Raw genomic sequence first — 17,806 nt, forward strand, 5'->3', positions numbered from 1 at the left:
CTCTCGAAAGGACCCACGCCGACCCGCTCTCGGAACGTGATCGCCGATCTCGAGTCGGGACTGGCAATATCGAGACGCGATCGCCGACCCTGAGACGCGACCGACGATCTCGAGTCACCGCCTGTTCGAATCGTCGCTCGCTCGAGCGATCCCAACGAAGGCGCTTTAGGCGCTGGCCCGCTTTCCCCTGCTAATGAGTCAACCGACGCCCGACGTCTACGAGCAGGGCAAGGGCATGGACGCCCACAACCAAGTGATGCGCGAGATCCGCTCGCGCAAGGAGGCCAGCTACGATCCCCACGAGCCCACCCGCGTCTGGCTCGACGAGGACAACACGCCCGACGGCGTCAAACGGAGCCTGACGATCATCCTCAACACGGGCGGCTGTCGCTGGGCCCGCGCCGGCGGCTGCACCATGTGCGGCTACGTCGCCGAGAGCGTCGACGGCGGCTCCGTCTCCCACGAGGCCCTGATGGACCAGATCGAGGTCTGCCTCGAGCACGAGCGCGAGAACGCCGACGAACCCGCCGGCCTCATCAAGATCTACACCTCCGGCTCCTTCCTCGACGAGCGCGAGGTCGGCGCCGAGACCCGCAAAGCGATCGCCGACACCTTCGGCGATCGCGACCGCATGGTCGTCGAGTCCCTGCCCGACTTCGTCGACCGCGAGAAGATCGCCGACTTCACCCAGTACGGACTCGACACCGACGTCGCGATCGGCCTCGAGACGGCGACGGACCGCGTGCGCCACGACTGCGTGAACAAGTACTTCGACTTCGCCGATTTCGAAGACGCCTGCGCCGAGGCCGCAGCGGCCGACGAGGAAGCCGACGACGCCGAGGCCGGCATCAAGGCCTACCTGCTGATGAAGCCGCCCTTCCTCACCGAATCGGAAGCCGTCGAGGACATGATTTCCTCGATCGAGCGCTGCGCCGACGTCGAGGGCTGTCACACCGTCTCGATGAACCCCTGCAACGTCCAGCGCTACACCATGGTCGACGAACTCTACTTCAACGACGGCTACCGGCCGCCGTGGCTCTGGTCGGTCGCCCACGTCCTCGAGGAGACCGCCGACGTCGACGCCATCGTCGTCTCGGACCCCGTCGGCCACGGCTCCGACCGCGGGCCGCACAACTGCACGGAGTGTGACGACCTCGTCCAGAAGGCGATCAAGGACTTCGACCTCCGGCAGGATCCTTCCGTATTCGACCAGGTCTCCTGCGAGTGCGAACTGACCTGGGAGACCGTCATGGAGCGCGAGCGGAGTTTCAACCAGCCGCTGACGCGGTAACGGTAACGGTAACCGACGACGTCGCCAGCCACCGATCGTCAGTCATCCCTCGGCGGTTCGTCGTCACCGCGCTGTACCGTCTCCGCGTCGACCCGCGGCAGCCGAACGTCGACGACCGTTCCTCGGGGCTGATTCGTGCGGAACGCGAGCTGGCCGCCCGACTGCGAGACGACCCAGTTGACAAGCCAGAGGCCGAGGCCGCTCGCGTGGCGTAACTGCGTAATCTCGCGATCTTCCTGCAGGAGCGCACGCTCTTCTTCGGGGATGCCGGGGCCGTCGTCCGCGATCGAGAGCACGACCATGTCGCCGGCGCTCTCGTGACGGCCACCCGGCTGGTCGTTCTTCGACGCGTCCAGCCGTATTTCGATCGTCGGCGACGCGCTGTCGTTGTGTTCGACCGCGTTCTCGAGCACCTGGAAGATCGCCGTCTCGAGGTAGTCGGTCCCGCGGACGAAACACTGCTCGGGGACCGAGTCGGCCAGTTCGACGGTGAGGTCGACGGAATCGGGTGCTTCGCTATCGGTGTCGGGATCTGCATCGGCGGTGGGTTCGCCTTCCACCACGGCGTACGCACACTCGAGCCGGTCGATCACCTGCTGCAATACTGCGACGAGATCGATCGGTTTGTGTATCGCCCCGTCGCGCTCGAGGGTGCGCTCGACCGCCCGGGTCTTCTCGGCGAGGCCGATGAGGTCGTCGGCTCGCTCCCGGATGATCGTCGCGTACTCGGCCGCGTCGGTCCCGTCATCCGCGAGGCGGTCGGCGAGTTCCTCGGCGCAGCCGTCGATGATGTTCATGCCGTTGCGCAGGTCGTGGCGTAACACGCGGTTGAGGATCTCGAGTTGCTGCTGTTGCCGTTTGCGATCGGTGATGTCGGTGTAGAGTCCGACGGTCCGTTCGACCGACGCCTCCCCGCCGGCTCCGTCCGCCGACGCGTCGGTCGTCACCGGCACGACGCGGATCATGAAATCCCGCAGGCCGTCCGCAGTCCGGCGTTTGCCTTCGGTTTCGACGACCGAGCCTCGGTTGCTCCGCCTGTTGATCGTCATCGCCGCGGCGCTTCGGTCGGGCGGGACGATGCGTTCGTCGAGCGGTTCGCCGACCAGTTCGTCCGCCTCGTAGCCGAAAAGGCACTCGAACGCGGGATTGACGGCCTCGACGATCGGTTCCTCGGACTCGGTGTGGCGTGCGATGACGGCCGCGTCGGGGACGTTCTCGAAGAGCGCGGCGAACCGGTCCCGCTCCGCGCGAATCTCTGCCTCGAAGTCGAATCGATCGAGCGCGTCGGCGACGTGGGAGAGCAGCAGCTCCGCGAGTTCTTCGTCGTCGGCGTCGAACGCGTCCGGCTCCGTCGAGACTGCCTGAAAGACCCCTTTCTCCCCGATCGGGACGGAAAGTGCCGACCGGAATTCGGCGCTTTCGGGCGCCGCATCCTCGTCGGCGGCGACGTCCGCGATCCGATAAGTTTGGCCCGTTTGATACGTCTTTCCGGCGATCCCCTCGTCGATCGACATCGGCCGGGCGAACGCCTCGTCGATCTCCGACGAGATCGCCTTCTTGACGAGGGATTCGCCCTCCGCGATGTCGACGACGCAGGCGTCGAAGTGCAGCACCTCCTCGGCCGCCTCGAGGGTGAGGTCGTAGATTTCCGCACGCGTCTCGCAGTCGTCCAGCCGGGACGCGACCTCGTGGAGGTTCTCGATCTTCGCCTCGTGGGCGACGAGTTCGTGTTGCATCCGCTTGCGGTCGCTGATATCTCGGACGATTCCGACGGTCCCCTCGAGATCGCCGTCCGGACCGGTCAACGCCGCGTTGATCTCGCAGGGAACGTGGCGGCCGTCGCGCGTCTCGAGGGTGACCTCGTAGGCGGCGATCGCGTCTCCGCCGCGTTCTCTGTCAGCGACTCGACCCGCGGAAGAGAGCGCGCGGAGTCGCTTGCGGCGGCGGTCGGCGCTCTCGTCGGTGAGGATGGTCGAGATGTGTGCGCCGACGAGGTCGTCGCGCTCGTAGCCCGTCACGTCGGTCATCGCGTCGTTGACCGTGACGAACCGGCCCGACCGGTCCAGCGAGTAGACGCCGTCGCCGACCGTTTCGACGACGGTCTCGGTGCGCTCGAGGTCGCGCTCGCGGACGGCCCGATCGAGCGCCGCTTCCGCCGTCGCAGCCAGCACGCCGAGGAGGTGAACGGCGACGGCGTCGAGGTCGCTCTCCGGCCCGGAGCCAACTGCCAACAGGCCGTGGTCCCCGAGCGGCTGCAGCGCGACGGTGCCGGTCGCGTTCGCGATCGGGTGGGCCGTGTGATCCGACGTAATGTCGGCGACGACCGTCGGCTCCGTGGCCGTGTACGCCCGCCAGAGGAGTCCGTCGTCGGGACCGATGCACTGAACGTCGCCAGCAGCCGCCTCGAGGCGGGTGGTCGTTCCGACGGGCTCGAGCGCGTCCGACGCGGTGCGGTCGCCGGTCGCGATCCCGCCGTCGCCGTCGGTCCGAAGATAGAGCGCTGCGAGCGGCTCGTCGACGACGTGTTCGGTTGCGGCCGTGACGATCGCCGCGATTTCGGCGGCAGACTCGGCGCGAAGCAGTTCGTGCGTCGTTTCCTGCAGGGCCTCGAGGGCGACGGCCCGGTTCCGATCGGCATCGGTGGCGGTCAGTTCGCGCCGCTCGGCGGCAGCGTCCGGGCTCGGCGACTCGGACGAGGTATCATCGTTATCGTCATCGTCATCATCGTCCGTCGCTCGTGACTGCGCCTGCAGCAGATCGTGCAGCCGCGTGGCGAGCATCGCGACGCCCTGCGACCGAGGGACGTAACCGTCCGCACCCGCGGCGATCACGTTGCCCGCGAGTTCCTCGCTGCCGTCGGCCGCCGTCGGCGTCACGACGATCGGAATGTCTCCGCGTTGCGCTCTGATTCGCGTACAGAGCGCGGTGGGCGAGCCGTCGGGGAGCGGCCCGCCGAGCACGACGCAGTCGGCACTCGAGAGCGTCGCCAGACAGTCGGCGGCCGTCCCGACGACGTCGGGTTCGATCCCGGCGTCTCGCAGGACGGCGACGACCTCGTCCGACGGGTTAGCGTCGGCGTAGACGGCACAGGTCGTGGGAGTCATCGTGCGTTGAAGCCGCGGACCGCTTTTGCTCGTCGCAACGCAGCGCCGCAACCGACGTCCCGCCGAACGGGACGTAATTGTTGCCTCTGTGACGTACGAGGAAAATAAGTGTGACGGCCTACGCGTCGATGCTGGTCTCGAAGCCCCGAAGAACCCCCTGGCCGTCGGTCGGGCCGACGTCGGGCAGCGTCGCGCGTTCGGGGTGGGGCATCAACACCGCGACGGTGTCGCGGTCGCCGAGGACGCCGGCGACGTTGTGTTTCGAGCCGTTCGGGTTGACCTCGGGGCCGGTCTCGCCGTTCGCGTCGCAGTACCGGAAGAGGATCCGGTCCTCGGCCTCGAGTTCCGCGAGTCGCTCGTCGCGGATCTCGTAGCGGCCCTCGCCGTGTGCGATGGGAACCTCGATGACCTCGCCCTCCTCGTAGGCGGCGGTCCAAGGCGTGTCGTCGCGCTCGACGCGCAGGTAGACGTGCTCGCACTGGAAGCGCGCGCTCTCGTTGGTCGTAAAGGCGCCCTCCGTCAGTCCGGACTCGCAGCCGATCTGGGCGCCGTTGCAGACGCCGAGGACGGGCACGCCGTCGCTTGCAGCCTCCCGCACTTCGGCCATGATCGGCGAGCGGGCGGCCATCGCGCCGGCCCGGAGGTAGTCCCCGTAGGAGAACCCGCCCGGTAGGACGATGCCGGTGGTATCCTCGGGGAGGCCGTCCTCGTGCCAGACGATTTCGGCGTCGATGCCGAGGTGCTTGAGGGCGCGTTCGGCGTCGCGGTCGCAGTTCGAGCCGCCGAATCGAATGATGGCGACGGTCATCTATCGTTCGTCGACCTCCACATCGTAATCGTGGATGGTCGGGTTCGCCAGCAGCCGCTCGGCCATCTCGTCGGCGCGTTCGCGGGCGTCGTCGGCCGATTCGGCCTCGAGGTCGACCTCGAAGCGGTCGGCCGAGCGCAGGTCCTCGAGTTCGAAGCCCAGCCGCTCGAGGGCCTGTTTCGTCGTCTCGGCCTCCGGATCTAACACGCCGCGTTTGAGTCGGACGGTCACCGTCGCGGTGTAGGCGGTCATCACCTGATATCCCGTAACCGTGCTCAAAAACGCTTTCGCCTTGGCGCTGTGTTACACGTTCGTGGATAAGGGAGCAGTCGCAGCGCACTGTCGCCGGCAACGAGCCGTCGACGGGTGCTCGACGGGACGAAACAGCCAGCGGAAACGGCCCGTCGATGACTACGGCGACGAACGGCGCTGATCACCCGCTCGAGCGGGGCGGAGCTTTTTGTGTTCGATCACGAACACTACCGCATGGTCACCGATCGGTCGAGGCTACAACTTACGATGCCCGCGGCCGCCGTCATCATCGCGCTCATCGCTGCGTTCGTCGCGCTCGCGGTGCTCGAGTCCTCGGTCGCGATTCTGCTCGTAATCTTCGGGTTCATCTTCGGCGGCGAGTTGCTCGACAGACTCATGTCGCTCCTCGAGCAGTCGGATGCGGAACCGCCGGACGAGACGGATGCGGCCCCCGAGGACGCGCTCGAGCGACTGCGAACGCGGTACGCGGACGGCGACCTCTCCGACGCGGAGTTCGAACGGCGACTCGAGACGCTGGTGGAGACGGAAACGGTCGCCGACGTCGAACGGTATCTCGCACAGCGTCGCGAAACCGAGCGGCCAGCCGACCGTGACGTCGCCGACGCTGGCGAGCGCGAACTCGAGCGATCGTCGGGATGACCCCGTCGAAAACGATGTGACCGCGCCGGCGTCTCCCGGTCGCCCCTACGTCGACCGGGCGACGACGACGGCGCCGGACGCGTGGACCGTGATCTCGTACGCGTCCAACCGGAAGGATACCTGCCCGCTGTCTCGGGTGACGGAGCCGTTGGCCGGCGCGAAGATCGTCTCGAGGCTGTCGGGATCGATGCGGTCGTAGAGTCGGTCGAGATCCGCCGGATCCGACCCCGAGAGATCCGCGATCGTCTCGATGATCGTTTCGGCGAGCGAGTCGTCGCCGGTCCAGTCGTGAGAGACGACCGCCGTCTCCGTTTCGTAGTCGATCCGGGTTCCGCCGTGCGTCGGTCGAGTTGCTGTCATCGTTTCACCTTGAGTTCGGTGACTGTCACGCCGCGTGACTGAAAACGCGTACCACAAACGGTGGCATAAAACCCCGTCAGACAATTTACACGAAATTGTACGACAAAACAAAGGAAACCCCGGGACGGGGGCCAGATCCGACGGCAGCGCCCGTCATACGCACACGCCCGCGAATCGGACTCGAGACGCGACACCGGGCGGCCGCGGCGCCGAATGCGGGTCCGTCGCACGTCGAGGGACGGAAAGCAGGACTTTTAGCCGCCCGCGGACTGAGACCGACGTGATGGATCGACGTACGCTCGAGCGGAGGTGGTCTCGATGACGACTGACCTGACCGAAATCACGGTGATCGGAGAGGACGACACCGGACTGATCGCCAACGTGACGAGCCTCCTGTTCGAGCGCGGAATCAACATCGAGGACCTCGACCAGGCGGTTCGCGACGGCGTCTTCCGGATGTACCTCGCCGTCGACACCTCGGAGATGGTCTGTACCGAGGAGACGCTGCGAGCGGATCTGCACGACCTCGGAGACGACCTCGGCCTCGACGTCAAGGTGCGGTTCCCCGCCGACCGCGAGCACCAGCAGATCGCCGTCCTCGTCACCAAGGAGAGCCACTGCCTCGAGGCGCTGTTCGAGGCGTGGGCCAACGACGAACTCGGCGCCGACATCGGCGTGGTGATCGGCAACCACGACAATCTCCAGCCGCTGGCCGAACAGTACGACGTCCCCTTCCACGACATCGGCGACGAGAAGGGCCGCCAGAACGAGGACGAACTGCTCGACCTCTTAGAGGAGTACGACGCCGACCTCATCGTGCTGGCCCGCTACATGCGGATCCTCAGCCCGAACGTCGTCTTCCGCTACGAAGACCGGATCATCAACGTTCACCCCTCGCTACTGCCGGCGTTCCCCGGCGCCGAGGCCTACCGACAGGCCTTAGACGAGGGCGTCCGCGTCGCCGGCGTCACCGCCCACTACGTGACGACCGACCTCGACCAGGGGCCGATCATCACGCAGCGCGCGTTCGACGTCCCCGACGACGCCGACATCGAGGAGATGAAACGGCGCGGCCAACCCCTCGAGGCCGACGCCCTGCTCGAGGCGGTGCGACTGCACCTGAACGGCGACGTCTCGGTCCACCGCGGCCGGACGTCCGTCCGGGAGAACGGCACGCAGTACCAGCTCGGCCTCCCCGAGGAGGTCGACGACGTGACGCCGGATCGGCCGGTCGACGGTATCGGCAGCGCCATCGCCGAGGATCAGTAGGCGTTCGAGTCGACGCGGAGATCGATTCCGGCTCGATTCGTTCGTTTTCCGCTCCCGTTTACGATTCAGTTCGTGACCGTTGTCCGAATAACGGACACGCTCGCGTACCCGTGCGATCGAACCGATCCTCAGACCCGTCTCGAGGGGCATTCTCCCCTCGAGCGTGCGCCGAGATGGCCTCGAGAGCGGACCGAACTGCCGTGATCCTCTCGGTTCGATCCGATCTCGATCAACAGTTAGATGTTTACTCAAATCCGGATATAGACTGATTTGTCCAGTAATATATCCGAATATAGGCCATATTCAACCACATATTGCACCACTTTCAGAACATTCATAGTGGATGGATGCTTACCTCCGAATATGGCACCCGACGCACGGTCGGTCGAGGCGGAATCGGCCGACAGCCACGAGGTAGTCGCGGCGATCGACGAGAGCGACGACGAGTCGCGTCTCGTTATCGCCGATATCACGCGCGACGGCGTCTGGCTCTCGATGGCCGAGACCGACGCCGCCTCGCTCGAGGCGTGGCGGTAAGGCGACTCCAGCGTTGCGTCCGCCGACCCACAGGCCCGCTCGATCGACGGCGACCGGGCTTCGTACCGCTGATTCTCCGCTAGAAGGCCGCTCGGACGGTATTTCTCGAGGGCGGCCGTTTCCGCCGGAACGAATCCGTTGAAGTAGGTCTCGGCCCATCGACCACGTAATGGCTGATTCGACGGACGAGGATTCACCCGAGTGCCGAGTATGTGACACGGCAGTAGCACAGTCGACCGACCAGCGAGTCGTTACGACCGTCGAGGACGGCACCGCCGTCTACCACTACTTCTGTAGCGACGACTGCCTCGAGACGTGGGAGGCCGACGCGTAATCGGCCGGTATACGCTCGGTCGCGCGTCACCTGGCAGAACTGACAGTGGCGCCGCTCGAGCGCATTCGACTCGATCGGAAGAAGGATGCTGACCGGTCTGAAAAGCCCTCCTAGACGTCCTCCTGATCGATCGTCACGCCCTCGAACAGGGGATGAAGGCCGCTGTCGAGTTGCGATTTCAGGTCCTCGAGTTCGCCGCCCGTGAGTGTGACTGCGAGCGCGTCGGTGACTGCATCGGCGTACTGTGCGGCGTCGTCGGACTCGAGATCCGTCTCGCGGAGGTGTTCCCCGACGCGCTCGACGAAGGCGTCGCGATCGTAGCCGGCGCCGTCGGGGTCGGCGTCCGCGACGATTCCCGCCAGTTCGGCGGGGAGTTGACCGGCGACGTCCTCGGCTTCGCCACCCGTCAACGTCTCGCCGAGCGTCGCGAGGACCGCCTCAGTCGCCGTCTGCGTTCGATCCATCGACTCGAGGTGCCCTGCCTGCTGGACGAGGCCGTAGAATTCGTTTTCCTGCATACGTCGATCATCGACGGACAGCGGTAACGGTATCGGGCTCTCAATTGCGAGCGCGGCGTCCGGCGCGAAACGCGACGAGACTGCCGCCAGGCCAACGGTCATGTGACTGCCGACTGGCAACTCCGACATGCGCTTTGGCTACCACAACGCGTCGTTCTATCCCGACGACCCGCAGCCGATCGAGGCGACCGTCGACCGGGCGAAACGCCTCGAGGACGCCGGCTTCGAGTGGTTCTCCTGTATGGATCACCTCTGGCAGCTGCCCTTCGTCGGCGAGCGCGAGGAGCCCTTCTTCGACTGCTACACGGTGCTGCCAGCCATCGCCCGCGAGACGGACTCGATGGAACTGAGCGCGCTGGTGACCAGTCCCCACTACCGAAATCCGGCGATGCTCGGGCGCATTCTCACGACGCTGGATCACGTCAGCGGCGGCCGGGCGGTGCTGGGTATCGGCGCCGGCTGGTTCGAGGAGGAGTATGCGGCCTACGGCTACGACTTCCCGGACGTCAGTACGCGCGTCTCGCAACTCGCCGAGACGGTCGAGTTGATCGAGGCCATCTGGACCGAGGAGTCGCCGGTCACCTACCGGGGCGACCACTACGAGATCGAGGACCTGATCCTCGAGCCCAAACCCGTTCAGGAGCCGCGTCCGGACGTGCTCGTCGGCGGGGGCGGCGAGCAACTGACGCTGAAGGCCGTCGCCGACCTCGCGGACCGCTGGAACGTCCCCGGCGTCTCCCCCGACGAGTTCGAGCGCAAGTGCGACGTCCTGGCCGACCACTGCGAGACGTTCGGTACCGACTACGACGCGATCGAGAAGACGGTGTTCCAGGGCGCAGTCATCCGCGAGACGACTGAGGAAGCTCACGAGGCCTACGAGGCGTTCCAGCGCGAAACCGACGCGGGCCAGCCGACCCCGCGCGAGGAGTACCGGGGCCTCGTCGGCACGCCCGGGGAGGTCAGCGCGGAGATCGAAGCCTTCGAAGAACGCGGCGCCGAGATGGTCATGCTCCGCGCCGAACGCGACGACCCCGAGACGCTCGAGTACCTGCTCGAGGAGATCGTGCCGGACCTGCGGTGACGGCTCGGCTCGAGTCGCCTCACCGCCACTCCTCGGGCCCCTCGAGTGTCAATTCCGCGAGCAGTAGGCTTATCGCCGGGAACGTCGAACATCGGCATGGTATGGCACAGCAAGAAGTCCAACAGGAGCTGTTCGTCGATCGGTACACGCTCGGCCTCGTCGGGCCGGACCAGGAGTGGGCGGGCACCGTCGCGGACGGCGGCACCGTCGAGACGTACACGCCGCCGGGCTGCTGGGGGCCGATGGTGACGCCGGAGTTCCGCGGCGGCCACGAGGTCACGCGACCGATCCGCGTCGAGGGCGCCGAGGTCGGCGACGCCGTCGCCTTGCACATCCGGGACGTCGAGGTGACGAGCATGGCCACGAGCACGGGGTCGATGGCCGAACGGGAGGGCGCGTTCGGCGACGATCCGTTCGTCGACCACCGCTGTCCGGAGTGTGGCACCGAGTGGCCCGAGACGGTCGTCGAGGGCACCGGCGAGGAGGCGATCAAGTGCGCCGAGTGCGGCGCCAACGCTTCCTCCTTCGGCTTCGAGTACGGCTATACCGTCGCCTTCGACGACGATAACACGGTCGGGATCACCCTCGACGAGGACGCCGCCCACGAACTCGCCGAGAACGCCGACGAAGTAATGGACATCCCCGAGAACTCCCGGCAACACCCCATCCTGCTGTACGAGCCCGGCGAGATGCCCGGCACCCTCGGCCGGCTCCGGCCGTTCATCGGGAATATCGGGACGACGCCGCCGATCACGATGCCCGACTCGCACAACGCCGGCGACTTCGGCCAGTACCTCATCGGCGCCGAGCACGACTACGGCGTCGACAGCGAGGACGACCTCGAGGCTCGCACGGACGGCCACATGGACATCCCGCAGGTGCGGCCGGGTGCGACGCTGCTCTGTCCCGTCAAGGTCGACGGGGCCGGCGTCTACGTCGGCGACCTCCACGCCAACCAGGGCGACGGCGAACTCTCCCTGCACACGACCGACGTGAGCGGCACCGTCCGGATGGACGTCGAGGTCGTCACGGATCTCGAGCTGGACGGCCCCGTCCTGCTGCCGCCCGCGGAGGACCTGCCGTTCATCAGCAAGCCCTACAGCGACGAAGAGCGCGAAGCGGGGCACGCGCTTGCAGCCGAACACGGCGTCGACCTCGAGGACGACATGGGGCCGATCCAGGTGATCGGCTCCGGCGCGACGGTCAACGACGCCACGCAGAACGCATTCGACCGCGCGACGAAGCTGCTCGACATGAGCGAGGGCGAGGTCCGCTCGCGGTGTACGTTCACCGGCGGGGTCCAGATCGGCCGCCTCCCGGGCGTCGTCCAACTCGATATGCTCGCGCCGCTCGACGTGCTCGAGGACCGCGGCATCGCCGGCATGGTGCGCGACCAGTACGACCTGTAGGTGCGGGCGCGGGTCGGCCCGCCACGGCGGCGGCGACCGACGACTACCGCGACCCGTCCCCGCCCTGCACCGCGGGAAAAACGGTTAGCGAGGCGTTTTCGCGGACCGGAGCCTCGAGCGCCGCGCGTTCGCCGTTGATCGAGACCCTGACGCTGGGTCGTATCACGTCGCCGTCGTAAAGGTGGGGTCCCGAACGCGGGTACGCGTCGACGAGAGCGGCGACGGCGTCGGCGACCGTGCCGCCTGCCCACTCGAGCGTGATCGTCTTGGCTCCGGTCGCGCTTCGAAGCGGACCGTAGACGGTGACCTCGGTTTCCATACGCGGTAGTCGTCGGCCGGACGGATAGCTGTCACCGTCGTCCGGTTCTAGCTCACAGGAGCTGCTACTGAATCGACGCAGCAAATAGGACGGCGGCAACCGAGAACGAACAGACGGGATCAGTCGTCGCTCGGCTCGGCACCGGCGGACGGCGAGGACTGCGCGGGCTGTGCGTCGGCCCAGTCGCCGTCGGTCTGCGAGAGGGCGGTGAACCCGACGATGACGAGGACGAACAGCGTCAGCATCCCGCTCGCGACGGCCGCGATCCCGCTGGTGAGGCTGAACGCGACGATACTCGCTGCGATTGCGGTGGCGGTGAGGCTCATTGACGTTCGTTCGAATGTGGCTCGTCCCCCAATATGAGGGTTACTTATCGGTCGGTGGCACGAGACACGATAGCGTTCGTCGTAGACGGCGATTCGCGTCGAAGCGGCAGTATCACCGCTAGAAGATCGGTGAAAACAGGAGAGGCGGGCGTTCGTGCCGGTCTATAGCCGTCGAACCGCACCGATCGCGCTCGAGAGCGGCGGCGCGTCGAACAACTCTCGGCCGGTGTAGGCGTTCGCGCCGGCGCAGTACATGTCGCGGGCGGTCTCGACGACCTCGTCCGCGAGCGGCTCCGGCTCGACGTCACACAGCGACTTCCAGTCGGCGATGTCCTCCCGCTTGGCTTCGGCCTTCGCCTGCTCGACCGCCTGCACCCACTCGGGCTGGGTGCGCTTGTGGTACTGGCGCAGCACCTCCTTCGAGAGCTGGGTGCCCTCGTAGCTGAAGCGGTTCTCGTCGAAGGTGCCGACGACGTCCGCAACGCGGATCTCGCCCCGGTGATAGAGACACTCGATCTTGCCGTCCTGGTGGTCGAGGCCCGCGGCGTCGGCCTGGTCGGTGACGATCCGGTTGACCTCGAGCGCCAGGTCGGCGAGGGCGTCGACGTCGGCTTTCCCCGCGATGAAGTCGGCCTCCTCGCGGTCGAGGTAGCGGTCGCCCTCCTCGTACTTCGTCGAGAACTCGACGATCGGCTCGTCGAGGTCGACGGGCTCGTCGGGCCACGAGTCCAGGTCGAGCCCGTGATCGGCGGGGTCGGTGCGGCGACGCAGACTCGAGCCGACCGGCACACGATTTCGGAAGACGATCTCGAGGGGGATCAGGTAGTTCTCCCCGGCCGCCTCGTGGTAGCTGTCGTAGTCGTACTCTCGCCCCTCGTTGGGCAGGTCCGGCACCTGCGTCAGGTCGATCGCCATCTCCCAGGGCGGACTCGAGGCCTCCTCGAGCGGGACGACCTCGCCGTTCTCACCGTTCTCGGCGCCGTGTTCGACGACGCCGCGGTAGTGGGTCGGCACGCCCTCGGACTCGAGCAGTTCGAAGTTGAAGGCGCCCATCGTACAGAGGCTGGCGCCCTTTTCGGGAATCTGGTCGGGCATCTTGCCCCAGTCGAACACCGAGTAGTCGTCGGTGAACACGAACGAGCCGCGGCCGAGCGAGTCGGCCGTCGCATCCTCCTCGATGCGGAATTCTTTGACGCTGGTCACGCGTGCCACCTCGACGGACAGTCGCCGTGTCGCATACTCGAGTTGCCGAGGCCGTGGGCCAAGAAGGTTTCAGTATCGGCCGATCGGATCCATCATAATTATGGGTTGAAGACGGGGCGCCACGAGACGGCAAAAACAAGCGGACAGAGCCGCGAAGCGGGCCGACGGCCACAACAGATTTTACACGATAGTGAAACATCTGCCACATGTTGGATTTCATCGAGCGGGTCGTTCCCGATCGGATTCGGGAAAGCTACCTCTTGAAGTTTGGCGTCAGTATTGCCGTTATTCTGGTCCTGACCAGCGCGGTCGCGCTGTTTTTCTACGTCGATATTACGGGCGACGTCACGACGAACGTCCAGGAGGAGATGGAACTGAACGCCGTCGGGGAGGCGAACGACTTCGCGGACTGGATCGACAGCCAGGAGCAGTCAGCGCGAATGCTCTCCTCGTACGGCGTGTTGACCGACGGCTCCGACGCGGAGATCGAGGCGACGTTAACCGAGGAACAGGAGTCGATGTCATCGGAGGTGTACGCGGTGCACTACGTCGATCTGTGGACCGAGGAGATCACGCACAGTAGCGAGCAAGGGGCGGTCGGCACCGACATCCGGGACCTGAATCTCACGCTCCACGTCAGGACGGAGGACAGGGTCTCTGAGTTCGACTACCGCGGCGCGATGAACGACGACGTCGTCTACTCCGACGTCTACGAGCGCGACGGCGAGCAACTCGTCGCGTTCTTCGGAAAAGTGGCCGAGACGAACGGCGACACCGCGGTGATGATCGAGATCTCCGCCAGCGAGATGGCGGACGGATTCGCCGATCCGATCGACGGCCAGTACACCGAGGTCGTCGACACCGGGAAGGGCGTCGTCGAGTTCAGCGGGAACGAAACCGCGATCCAGACGTCCTATCGCGAGGGGGACGAGAGCCACGTCGTCGACGCCATCGCGAATCGAGAACACGCAAGCGGCATCGTCGAGTACGACGACACGGACGAGGTCGTCGCGTACGCCGACATCGGGAGAACCGACTGGGCGCTCGTCTCCCACGCGCCGCAGTCGAACGCCTACGCGCTCACCAGTTCCGTCGCCAGATCGCTCGGCGGCCTGATCGTCCTCTCGCTGGCCGGCTTCCTCGTGATCGGCGCGACGCTCGGCCGCACGACCGCCCGCGCGATGGACGACCTCGCGACGAACGCGACCGCCCTCTCCCGCGGCGACACCGACATCGAAATCGACGACGACGGCCGACTCGACGAGGTCGGGCAGGTCCGAACCGCCTTCGAGGGCATCCGCCAGTACCTCGGGACGGCCGCAGCCCAGGCCGACGCCATCGCCCGCCAGGAGTTCGACGATCCCGCCCTCGAGCGGGACGTCCCCGGCCAACTCGGCGACTCCCTCGCGACGATGCGGCGCGAACTCGAGAGCTACATCGACGATCTCGAGGCCTCCAAAGCGGACGCCGAGGCGTCCAAGGAGGAGGCGGCCCAGGCTCGCCGCGAGGCCGAACAACTCGCCGAGCGCCTCGAGCGGAAAGCCGCCGAGTTCGGCGACGTGATGAACGACGCCGCCGAGGGTGACTTCACCCGGCGGCTCGACGAGGACGTCGACAACGAGGCGTTAGCCGAAATCGCGACCGCGTTCAACGGGATGCTCGAGGACCTCGAGGCGACGATCGTCGACATTCAGGAGCTGGCCGAGGACGTCGATCGGGTCAGCGCCGACGTGACGGGGCAGGTCGAGGAGATCGAACGGGCCAGCGGCGAAGTGAGCGAGTCCGCCGAGGAGATCGCCACCGCGACGGCGGACCAGAGCGACCGCTTCCAGGACGTCTACGGCGAGATGAACGACCTCTCCGCGACCGTCGAGGAGATCGCCTCGACCGCCGACGACGTCGCGACCGTCTCCGAAACCGCCGCCGACCGCGCCGAGGACGCCAGCGAGGCGACCGGCGAGATCCGGACGGAGATGAATCGGCTCGAGAACCGGGCGGAGGCGATCACCGACCAGGTCGCGCAACTGGACGAGGAGATGGACCAGATCCGCGAGATCGTCGATCTGATCGACGACATCGCCGAGCAGACGAACCTGCTGGCACTCAACGCGTCGATCGAAGCGGCCGGCGCCGGCGAGGAGGGCGACGGGTTCGCCGTCGTCGCGAACGAGGTCAAATCGCTCGCCGAGGAGACCGGCGAAGCGACCCAGGAGGTCGACGAGTTGATCAGCAGCGTCGAATCCTCGGTCGACGAGACGGTCGACGAGATCGACCGCATGCGCGAGCAGGTCGACGAGGGGACCGCGGTCGTCGACGACGGCATCGAAGCGATCGACGCGATCGCCGAGCAGGTCGAGGAGGCCAACGCCGGCGTCCAGTCGATCAACGACGCGACCGACGAGCAGGCCCGCGCCAGCGAACGCGTCGTCACCATGGTCGACGAGGCGACCGAGATCAGCGAGGAGACGAAAGACGAGACGGAAAACGTTGCCGCCGCCGCCGAAGAACAGACCGCGACTATCTCCGACGTCTCGGCCGGCACACAGTCGCTGACCGAGATGGCCGACGACCTCCGGACTTCGCTCGACGCATTCACCGTCGGGGACGAGACTCGCGGGGTCGACGGGGCGGAAGCCCTCGAGAACGCGGCTCGAGACGACGCCGGACTCGAAGCCGACTCCGACGACGACCACGCTCTCCCTGCGGACGGCACGGACGAGGACCCCCGCGCGCTCGAGGCCGCCGAAACGGACGCCGTGCCCGCGACCGACGAAACCGACGAGGTGCCTCCCGCTGACGAAACCGACGTCGTCCTCGAGTACGACGAACGCGACGACTCGAGCGGGGAGTAAGACGCCGGGCCGCGATCCCAGACGAGCGCATCGGGTCGCCGTTATCACTACGCTTTTCTCACTGTATCCTCAGTGTAGTGACGATGGAGCAACCGGTGACCGAGGCCGACCTGGCCTTTGACCACGTTCCCGAGACCGACCAATCGTTCGAGAACGCACTCGCGAAGGCGCGCGACGGCGACCGACTCACGGTCGACGACGCGATCGAGTTGCTCACCACGGGAACCGACAGCGACGGCATCGACCGCCGTCGCAAGGAACGGGTCTTAGAGGCCGCCGATCGGCGGCGCGCCGAGGTCGTCGGCGAGGAGGTCACCTTCACCGCGAACCTGAACAACAACGTGACGACGGCCTGTAACGTCGGCTGTCTGTTCTGTAACTTCAAGGACGCCGCCCACACCTTCGAGCGCGAGACCGAGATGGAGACGGCCGGCTTCACGAAGACGCCCGAGGAGTCCCGCGAGATCGTCACGGACGCCGTCGAACGGGGCATCTACGAGGTCTGTTCGGTCTCCGGGCTCCACCCCGCGTTCGCGCTGGACGAGGAACACCGGGAGATCCTCGATGCCCACCCGAACCCGAAGGAAGTCAACTACAAGCCGCCCGAAGTCTACGAAACCAGCCCCGGGACCTACGTCGATCAGATTGCGGCGATGAGCGTCGACGGCGTCCACGTCCACTCGATGACGCCGGAGGAGGCCTACCACGCCCGCCGCGGGACCGACTGGTCCTACGAGGAGGTCTATCGCCGACTGAAGGAGGCCGGTCTCGACACGGTGCCCGGCACTGCCGCCGAGATCCTCGTCGAGGAGGTCCGAGACGTGATCTGCCCCGGCAAGATCGGCACCGACGACTGGCTCGAGGCGATGGAAGCCGCGGCCAACGTCGGCCTCGGGATGACCGCGACGATCATGTACGGCCACGTCGAGAACGAGGCCCACCGCGCGCTCCACCTGAAACGGGTCCGGGACCTGCAGGACCGGACCGGGAACATCACGGAGTTCGTGCCCCTCTCCTTCGTCCACCAGAACACCCCGCTGTTCGAACACGACGTCGTCTCGAGCGGCCCGAGCACCGACGAGGACGAACTCATGATCGCCGTCTCGCGGCTCTTCCTCGATAACGTCGATCACGTCCAGTCCTCGTGGGTCAAGTACGGTGACGAGCAGGGGCTGAAGATGTTAAACTGCGGCGCGGACGACTTCATGGGGACGATCCTCTCGGAGGAGATCACCAAGCGCGCGGGCGGGGGTTACGGCGAGTTCCGCTCGTTCGACGACTACGTCGAGATGATCGCCTCGATCGGACGGATTCCGGTCGAGCGGTCGACCGACTACGAGAAACGGCGCGTCATCGATCCCGACGATCCGCCGTTCGGCCCCGAACTCGGGCCGAAGGCGGACGGAACGCCGCTGCTCGAGGGTGACGAACGAGCGGTGCCTGCGGACGACTGAAACGGGAGCGGGCGACGGAACCGCGGTTT

At 66.5% G+C, this 17,806-nt stretch carries 17 protein-coding genes; 9 read left to right on the forward strand and 8 right to left on the reverse strand.

Annotated features, from left to right (window positions below):
• The first annotated feature begins 193 nt into the window (after window positions 1–193).
• Window positions 194–1,291 (forward strand): archaeosine biosynthesis radical SAM protein RaSEA, encoded by a 1,098-nt coding sequence (locus tag ATJ93_RS14920; protein WP_120245453.1) that lies wholly within the window; start codon window positions 194–196, stop codon window positions 1,289–1,291.
• 38 nt (window positions 1,292–1,329) lie between these two features.
• On the opposite strand, the gene ATJ93_RS14925 is transcribed toward ATJ93_RS14920, so the two are convergent.
• The 3 genes from ATJ93_RS14925 to purS all read right to left on the reverse strand — a co-directional run bounded on the left by ATJ93_RS14925 (window position 1,330) and on the right by purS (window position 5,455).
• Window positions 1,330–4,395, reverse strand: coding sequence for a PAS domain S-box protein (locus ATJ93_RS14925; protein WP_120245454.1), 3,066 nt, complete (start codon window positions 4,393–4,395; stop codon window positions 1,330–1,332).
• Window positions 4,396–4,513: 118 nt separating this feature from the next.
• Window positions 4,514–5,203 carry a phosphoribosylformylglycinamidine synthase I gene (purQ, locus tag ATJ93_RS14930; RefSeq protein WP_120245455.1) on the reverse strand — a complete coding sequence of 230 codons (690 nt, stop codon included), beginning with the start codon at window positions 5,201–5,203 and terminating at the stop codon, window positions 4,514–4,516.
• Window positions 5,204–5,455 (reverse strand): phosphoribosylformylglycinamidine synthase subunit PurS, encoded by a 252-nt coding sequence (gene purS / locus ATJ93_RS14935; protein WP_120245456.1) that lies wholly within the window; start codon window positions 5,453–5,455, stop codon window positions 5,204–5,206.
• A gap of 234 nt (window positions 5,456–5,689) precedes the next feature.
• Between purS and ATJ93_RS14940 the strand changes: the two genes are divergently transcribed.
• Window positions 5,690–6,115, forward strand: coding sequence for an SHOCT domain-containing protein (locus ATJ93_RS14940; RefSeq protein WP_245977590.1), 426 nt, complete (start codon window positions 5,690–5,692; stop codon window positions 6,113–6,115).
• A gap of 45 nt (window positions 6,116–6,160) precedes the next feature.
• Here the strand turns inward: ATJ93_RS14940 and ATJ93_RS14945 are convergent, their stop codons facing one another.
• Window positions 6,161–6,475 carry a HalOD1 output domain-containing protein gene (locus ATJ93_RS14945; protein WP_120245457.1) on the reverse strand — a complete coding sequence of 105 codons (315 nt, stop codon included), beginning with the start codon at window positions 6,473–6,475 and terminating at the stop codon, window positions 6,161–6,163.
• 318 nt (window positions 6,476–6,793) lie between these two features.
• Here ATJ93_RS14945 and ATJ93_RS14950 point away from each other — a divergent pair, with 318 nt between their 5' ends.
• The 3 genes from ATJ93_RS14950 to ATJ93_RS23725 all read left to right on the forward strand — a co-directional run bounded on the left by ATJ93_RS14950 (window position 6,794) and on the right by ATJ93_RS23725 (window position 8,615).
• Window positions 6,794–7,744 (forward strand): formyltetrahydrofolate deformylase, encoded by a 951-nt coding sequence (locus tag ATJ93_RS14950; protein WP_120246020.1) that lies wholly within the window; start codon window positions 6,794–6,796, stop codon window positions 7,742–7,744.
• Between the two features lie 363 nt (window positions 7,745–8,107).
• Window positions 8,108–8,281 carry a DUF7556 family protein gene (locus ATJ93_RS23720; RefSeq protein ID WP_170155588.1) on the forward strand — a complete coding sequence of 58 codons (174 nt, stop codon included), beginning with the start codon at window positions 8,108–8,110 and terminating at the stop codon, window positions 8,279–8,281.
• Window positions 8,282–8,450: 169 nt separating this feature from the next.
• Window positions 8,451–8,615 carry a DUF7576 family protein gene (locus tag ATJ93_RS23725; protein WP_170155589.1) on the forward strand — a complete coding sequence of 55 codons (165 nt, stop codon included), beginning with the start codon at window positions 8,451–8,453 and terminating at the stop codon, window positions 8,613–8,615.
• A gap of 110 nt (window positions 8,616–8,725) precedes the next feature.
• Here the strand turns inward: ATJ93_RS23725 and ATJ93_RS14955 are convergent, their stop codons facing one another.
• Window positions 8,726–9,133: a DUF2267 domain-containing protein gene (locus ATJ93_RS14955; protein WP_120245458.1), complete on the reverse strand. Its 408-nt coding sequence runs from the start codon at window positions 9,131–9,133 to the stop codon at window positions 8,726–8,728.
• Window positions 9,134–9,260: 127 nt separating this feature from the next.
• On the opposite strand from ATJ93_RS14955, the gene ATJ93_RS14960 reads away from it, so the two are divergent.
• Complete coding sequence (locus ATJ93_RS14960; protein WP_120245459.1) at window positions 9,261–10,214, forward strand: TIGR03560 family F420-dependent LLM class oxidoreductase; 954 nt, start codon at window positions 9,261–9,263, stop codon at window positions 10,212–10,214.
• Between the two features lie 101 nt (window positions 10,215–10,315).
• Window positions 10,316–11,623, forward strand: coding sequence for an acetamidase/formamidase family protein (locus ATJ93_RS14965; RefSeq protein ID WP_120245460.1), 1,308 nt, complete (start codon window positions 10,316–10,318; stop codon window positions 11,621–11,623).
• A 43-nt stretch (window positions 11,624–11,666) separates the two neighbouring features.
• Here ATJ93_RS14965 and ATJ93_RS14970 read toward each other — a convergent pair whose 3' ends face one another.
• The 3 genes from ATJ93_RS14970 to ATJ93_RS14980 all read right to left on the reverse strand — a co-directional run bounded on the left by ATJ93_RS14970 (window position 11,667) and on the right by ATJ93_RS14980 (window position 13,471).
• Window positions 11,667–11,942 carry a MoaD/ThiS family protein gene (locus tag ATJ93_RS14970; protein WP_120245461.1) on the reverse strand — a complete coding sequence of 92 codons (276 nt, stop codon included), beginning with the start codon at window positions 11,940–11,942 and terminating at the stop codon, window positions 11,667–11,669.
• 119 nt (window positions 11,943–12,061) lie between these two features.
• Window positions 12,062–12,268: a hypothetical protein gene (locus tag ATJ93_RS14975; protein ID WP_120245462.1), complete on the reverse strand. Its 207-nt coding sequence runs from the start codon at window positions 12,266–12,268 to the stop codon at window positions 12,062–12,064.
• A gap of 162 nt (window positions 12,269–12,430) precedes the next feature.
• Window positions 12,431–13,471, reverse strand: a complete 1,041-nt coding sequence (locus ATJ93_RS14980) for a phosphoribosylaminoimidazolesuccinocarboxamide synthase (RefSeq protein ID WP_120245463.1) — start codon at window positions 13,469–13,471, stop codon at window positions 12,431–12,433.
• 206 nt (window positions 13,472–13,677) lie between these two features.
• Between ATJ93_RS14980 and ATJ93_RS14985 the strand changes: the two genes are divergently transcribed.
• Both ATJ93_RS14985 and cofH read left to right on the forward strand, forming a co-directional pair.
• Window positions 13,678–16,323, forward strand: coding sequence for a methyl-accepting chemotaxis protein (locus ATJ93_RS14985; protein WP_120245464.1), 2,646 nt, complete (start codon window positions 13,678–13,680; stop codon window positions 16,321–16,323).
• Window positions 16,324–16,406: 83 nt separating this feature from the next.
• A complete protein-coding gene (gene cofH, locus ATJ93_RS14990) occupies window positions 16,407–17,777 on the forward strand; it encodes a 7,8-didemethyl-8-hydroxy-5-deazariboflavin synthase subunit CofH (protein WP_120245465.1) in 1,371 nt (456 codons plus the stop codon).
• The last annotated feature ends 29 nt before the right edge of the window (window positions 17,778–17,806 follow it).

The organism is Halopiger aswanensis (assembly GCF_003610195.1).
Classification (GTDB): Archaea; Halobacteriota; Halobacteria; order Halobacteriales; family Natrialbaceae; genus Halopiger; species Halopiger aswanensis.

What these genes read in the sequence shown, in the direction of transcription:
- ATJ93_RS14920 (WP_120245453.1), top strand. Translation starts at nt 194, where the DNA reads ATGAGTCAACCGACGCCCGACGTCTACGAGCAGGGCAAGGGCATGGAC.
- ATJ93_RS14925 (WP_120245454.1), bottom strand. Translation starts at nt 4,395, where the DNA reads ATGACTCCCACGACCTGTGCCGTCTACGCCGACGCTAACCCGTCGGAC.
- purQ (WP_120245455.1), bottom strand. Translation starts at nt 5,203, where the DNA reads ATGACCGTCGCCATCATTCGATTCGGCGGCTCGAACTGCGACCGCGAC.
- purS (WP_120245456.1), bottom strand. Translation starts at nt 5,455, where the DNA reads ATGACCGCCTACACCGCGACGGTGACCGTCCGACTCAAACGCGGCGTG.
- ATJ93_RS14940 (WP_245977590.1), top strand. Translation starts at nt 5,690, where the DNA reads ATGGTCACCGATCGGTCGAGGCTACAACTTACGATGCCCGCGGCCGCC.
- ATJ93_RS14945 (WP_120245457.1), bottom strand. Translation starts at nt 6,475, where the DNA reads ATGACAGCAACTCGACCGACGCACGGCGGAACCCGGATCGACTACGAA.
- ATJ93_RS14950 (WP_120246020.1), top strand. Translation starts at nt 6,794, where the DNA reads ATGACGACTGACCTGACCGAAATCACGGTGATCGGAGAGGACGACACC.
- ATJ93_RS23720 (WP_170155588.1), top strand. Translation starts at nt 8,108, where the DNA reads ATGGCACCCGACGCACGGTCGGTCGAGGCGGAATCGGCCGACAGCCAC.
- ATJ93_RS23725 (WP_170155589.1), top strand. Translation starts at nt 8,451, where the DNA reads ATGGCTGATTCGACGGACGAGGATTCACCCGAGTGCCGAGTATGTGAC.
- ATJ93_RS14955 (WP_120245458.1), bottom strand. Translation starts at nt 9,133, where the DNA reads ATGCAGGAAAACGAATTCTACGGCCTCGTCCAGCAGGCAGGGCACCTC.
- ATJ93_RS14960 (WP_120245459.1), top strand. Translation starts at nt 9,261, where the DNA reads ATGCGCTTTGGCTACCACAACGCGTCGTTCTATCCCGACGACCCGCAG.
- ATJ93_RS14965 (WP_120245460.1), top strand. Translation starts at nt 10,316, where the DNA reads ATGGCACAGCAAGAAGTCCAACAGGAGCTGTTCGTCGATCGGTACACG.
- ATJ93_RS14970 (WP_120245461.1), bottom strand. Translation starts at nt 11,942, where the DNA reads ATGGAAACCGAGGTCACCGTCTACGGTCCGCTTCGAAGCGCGACCGGA.
- ATJ93_RS14975 (WP_120245462.1), bottom strand. Translation starts at nt 12,268, where the DNA reads ATGAGCCTCACCGCCACCGCAATCGCAGCGAGTATCGTCGCGTTCAGC.
- ATJ93_RS14985 (WP_120245464.1), top strand. Translation starts at nt 13,678, where the DNA reads ATGTTGGATTTCATCGAGCGGGTCGTTCCCGATCGGATTCGGGAAAGC.
- cofH (WP_120245465.1), top strand. Translation starts at nt 16,407, where the DNA reads ATGGAGCAACCGGTGACCGAGGCCGACCTGGCCTTTGACCACGTTCCC.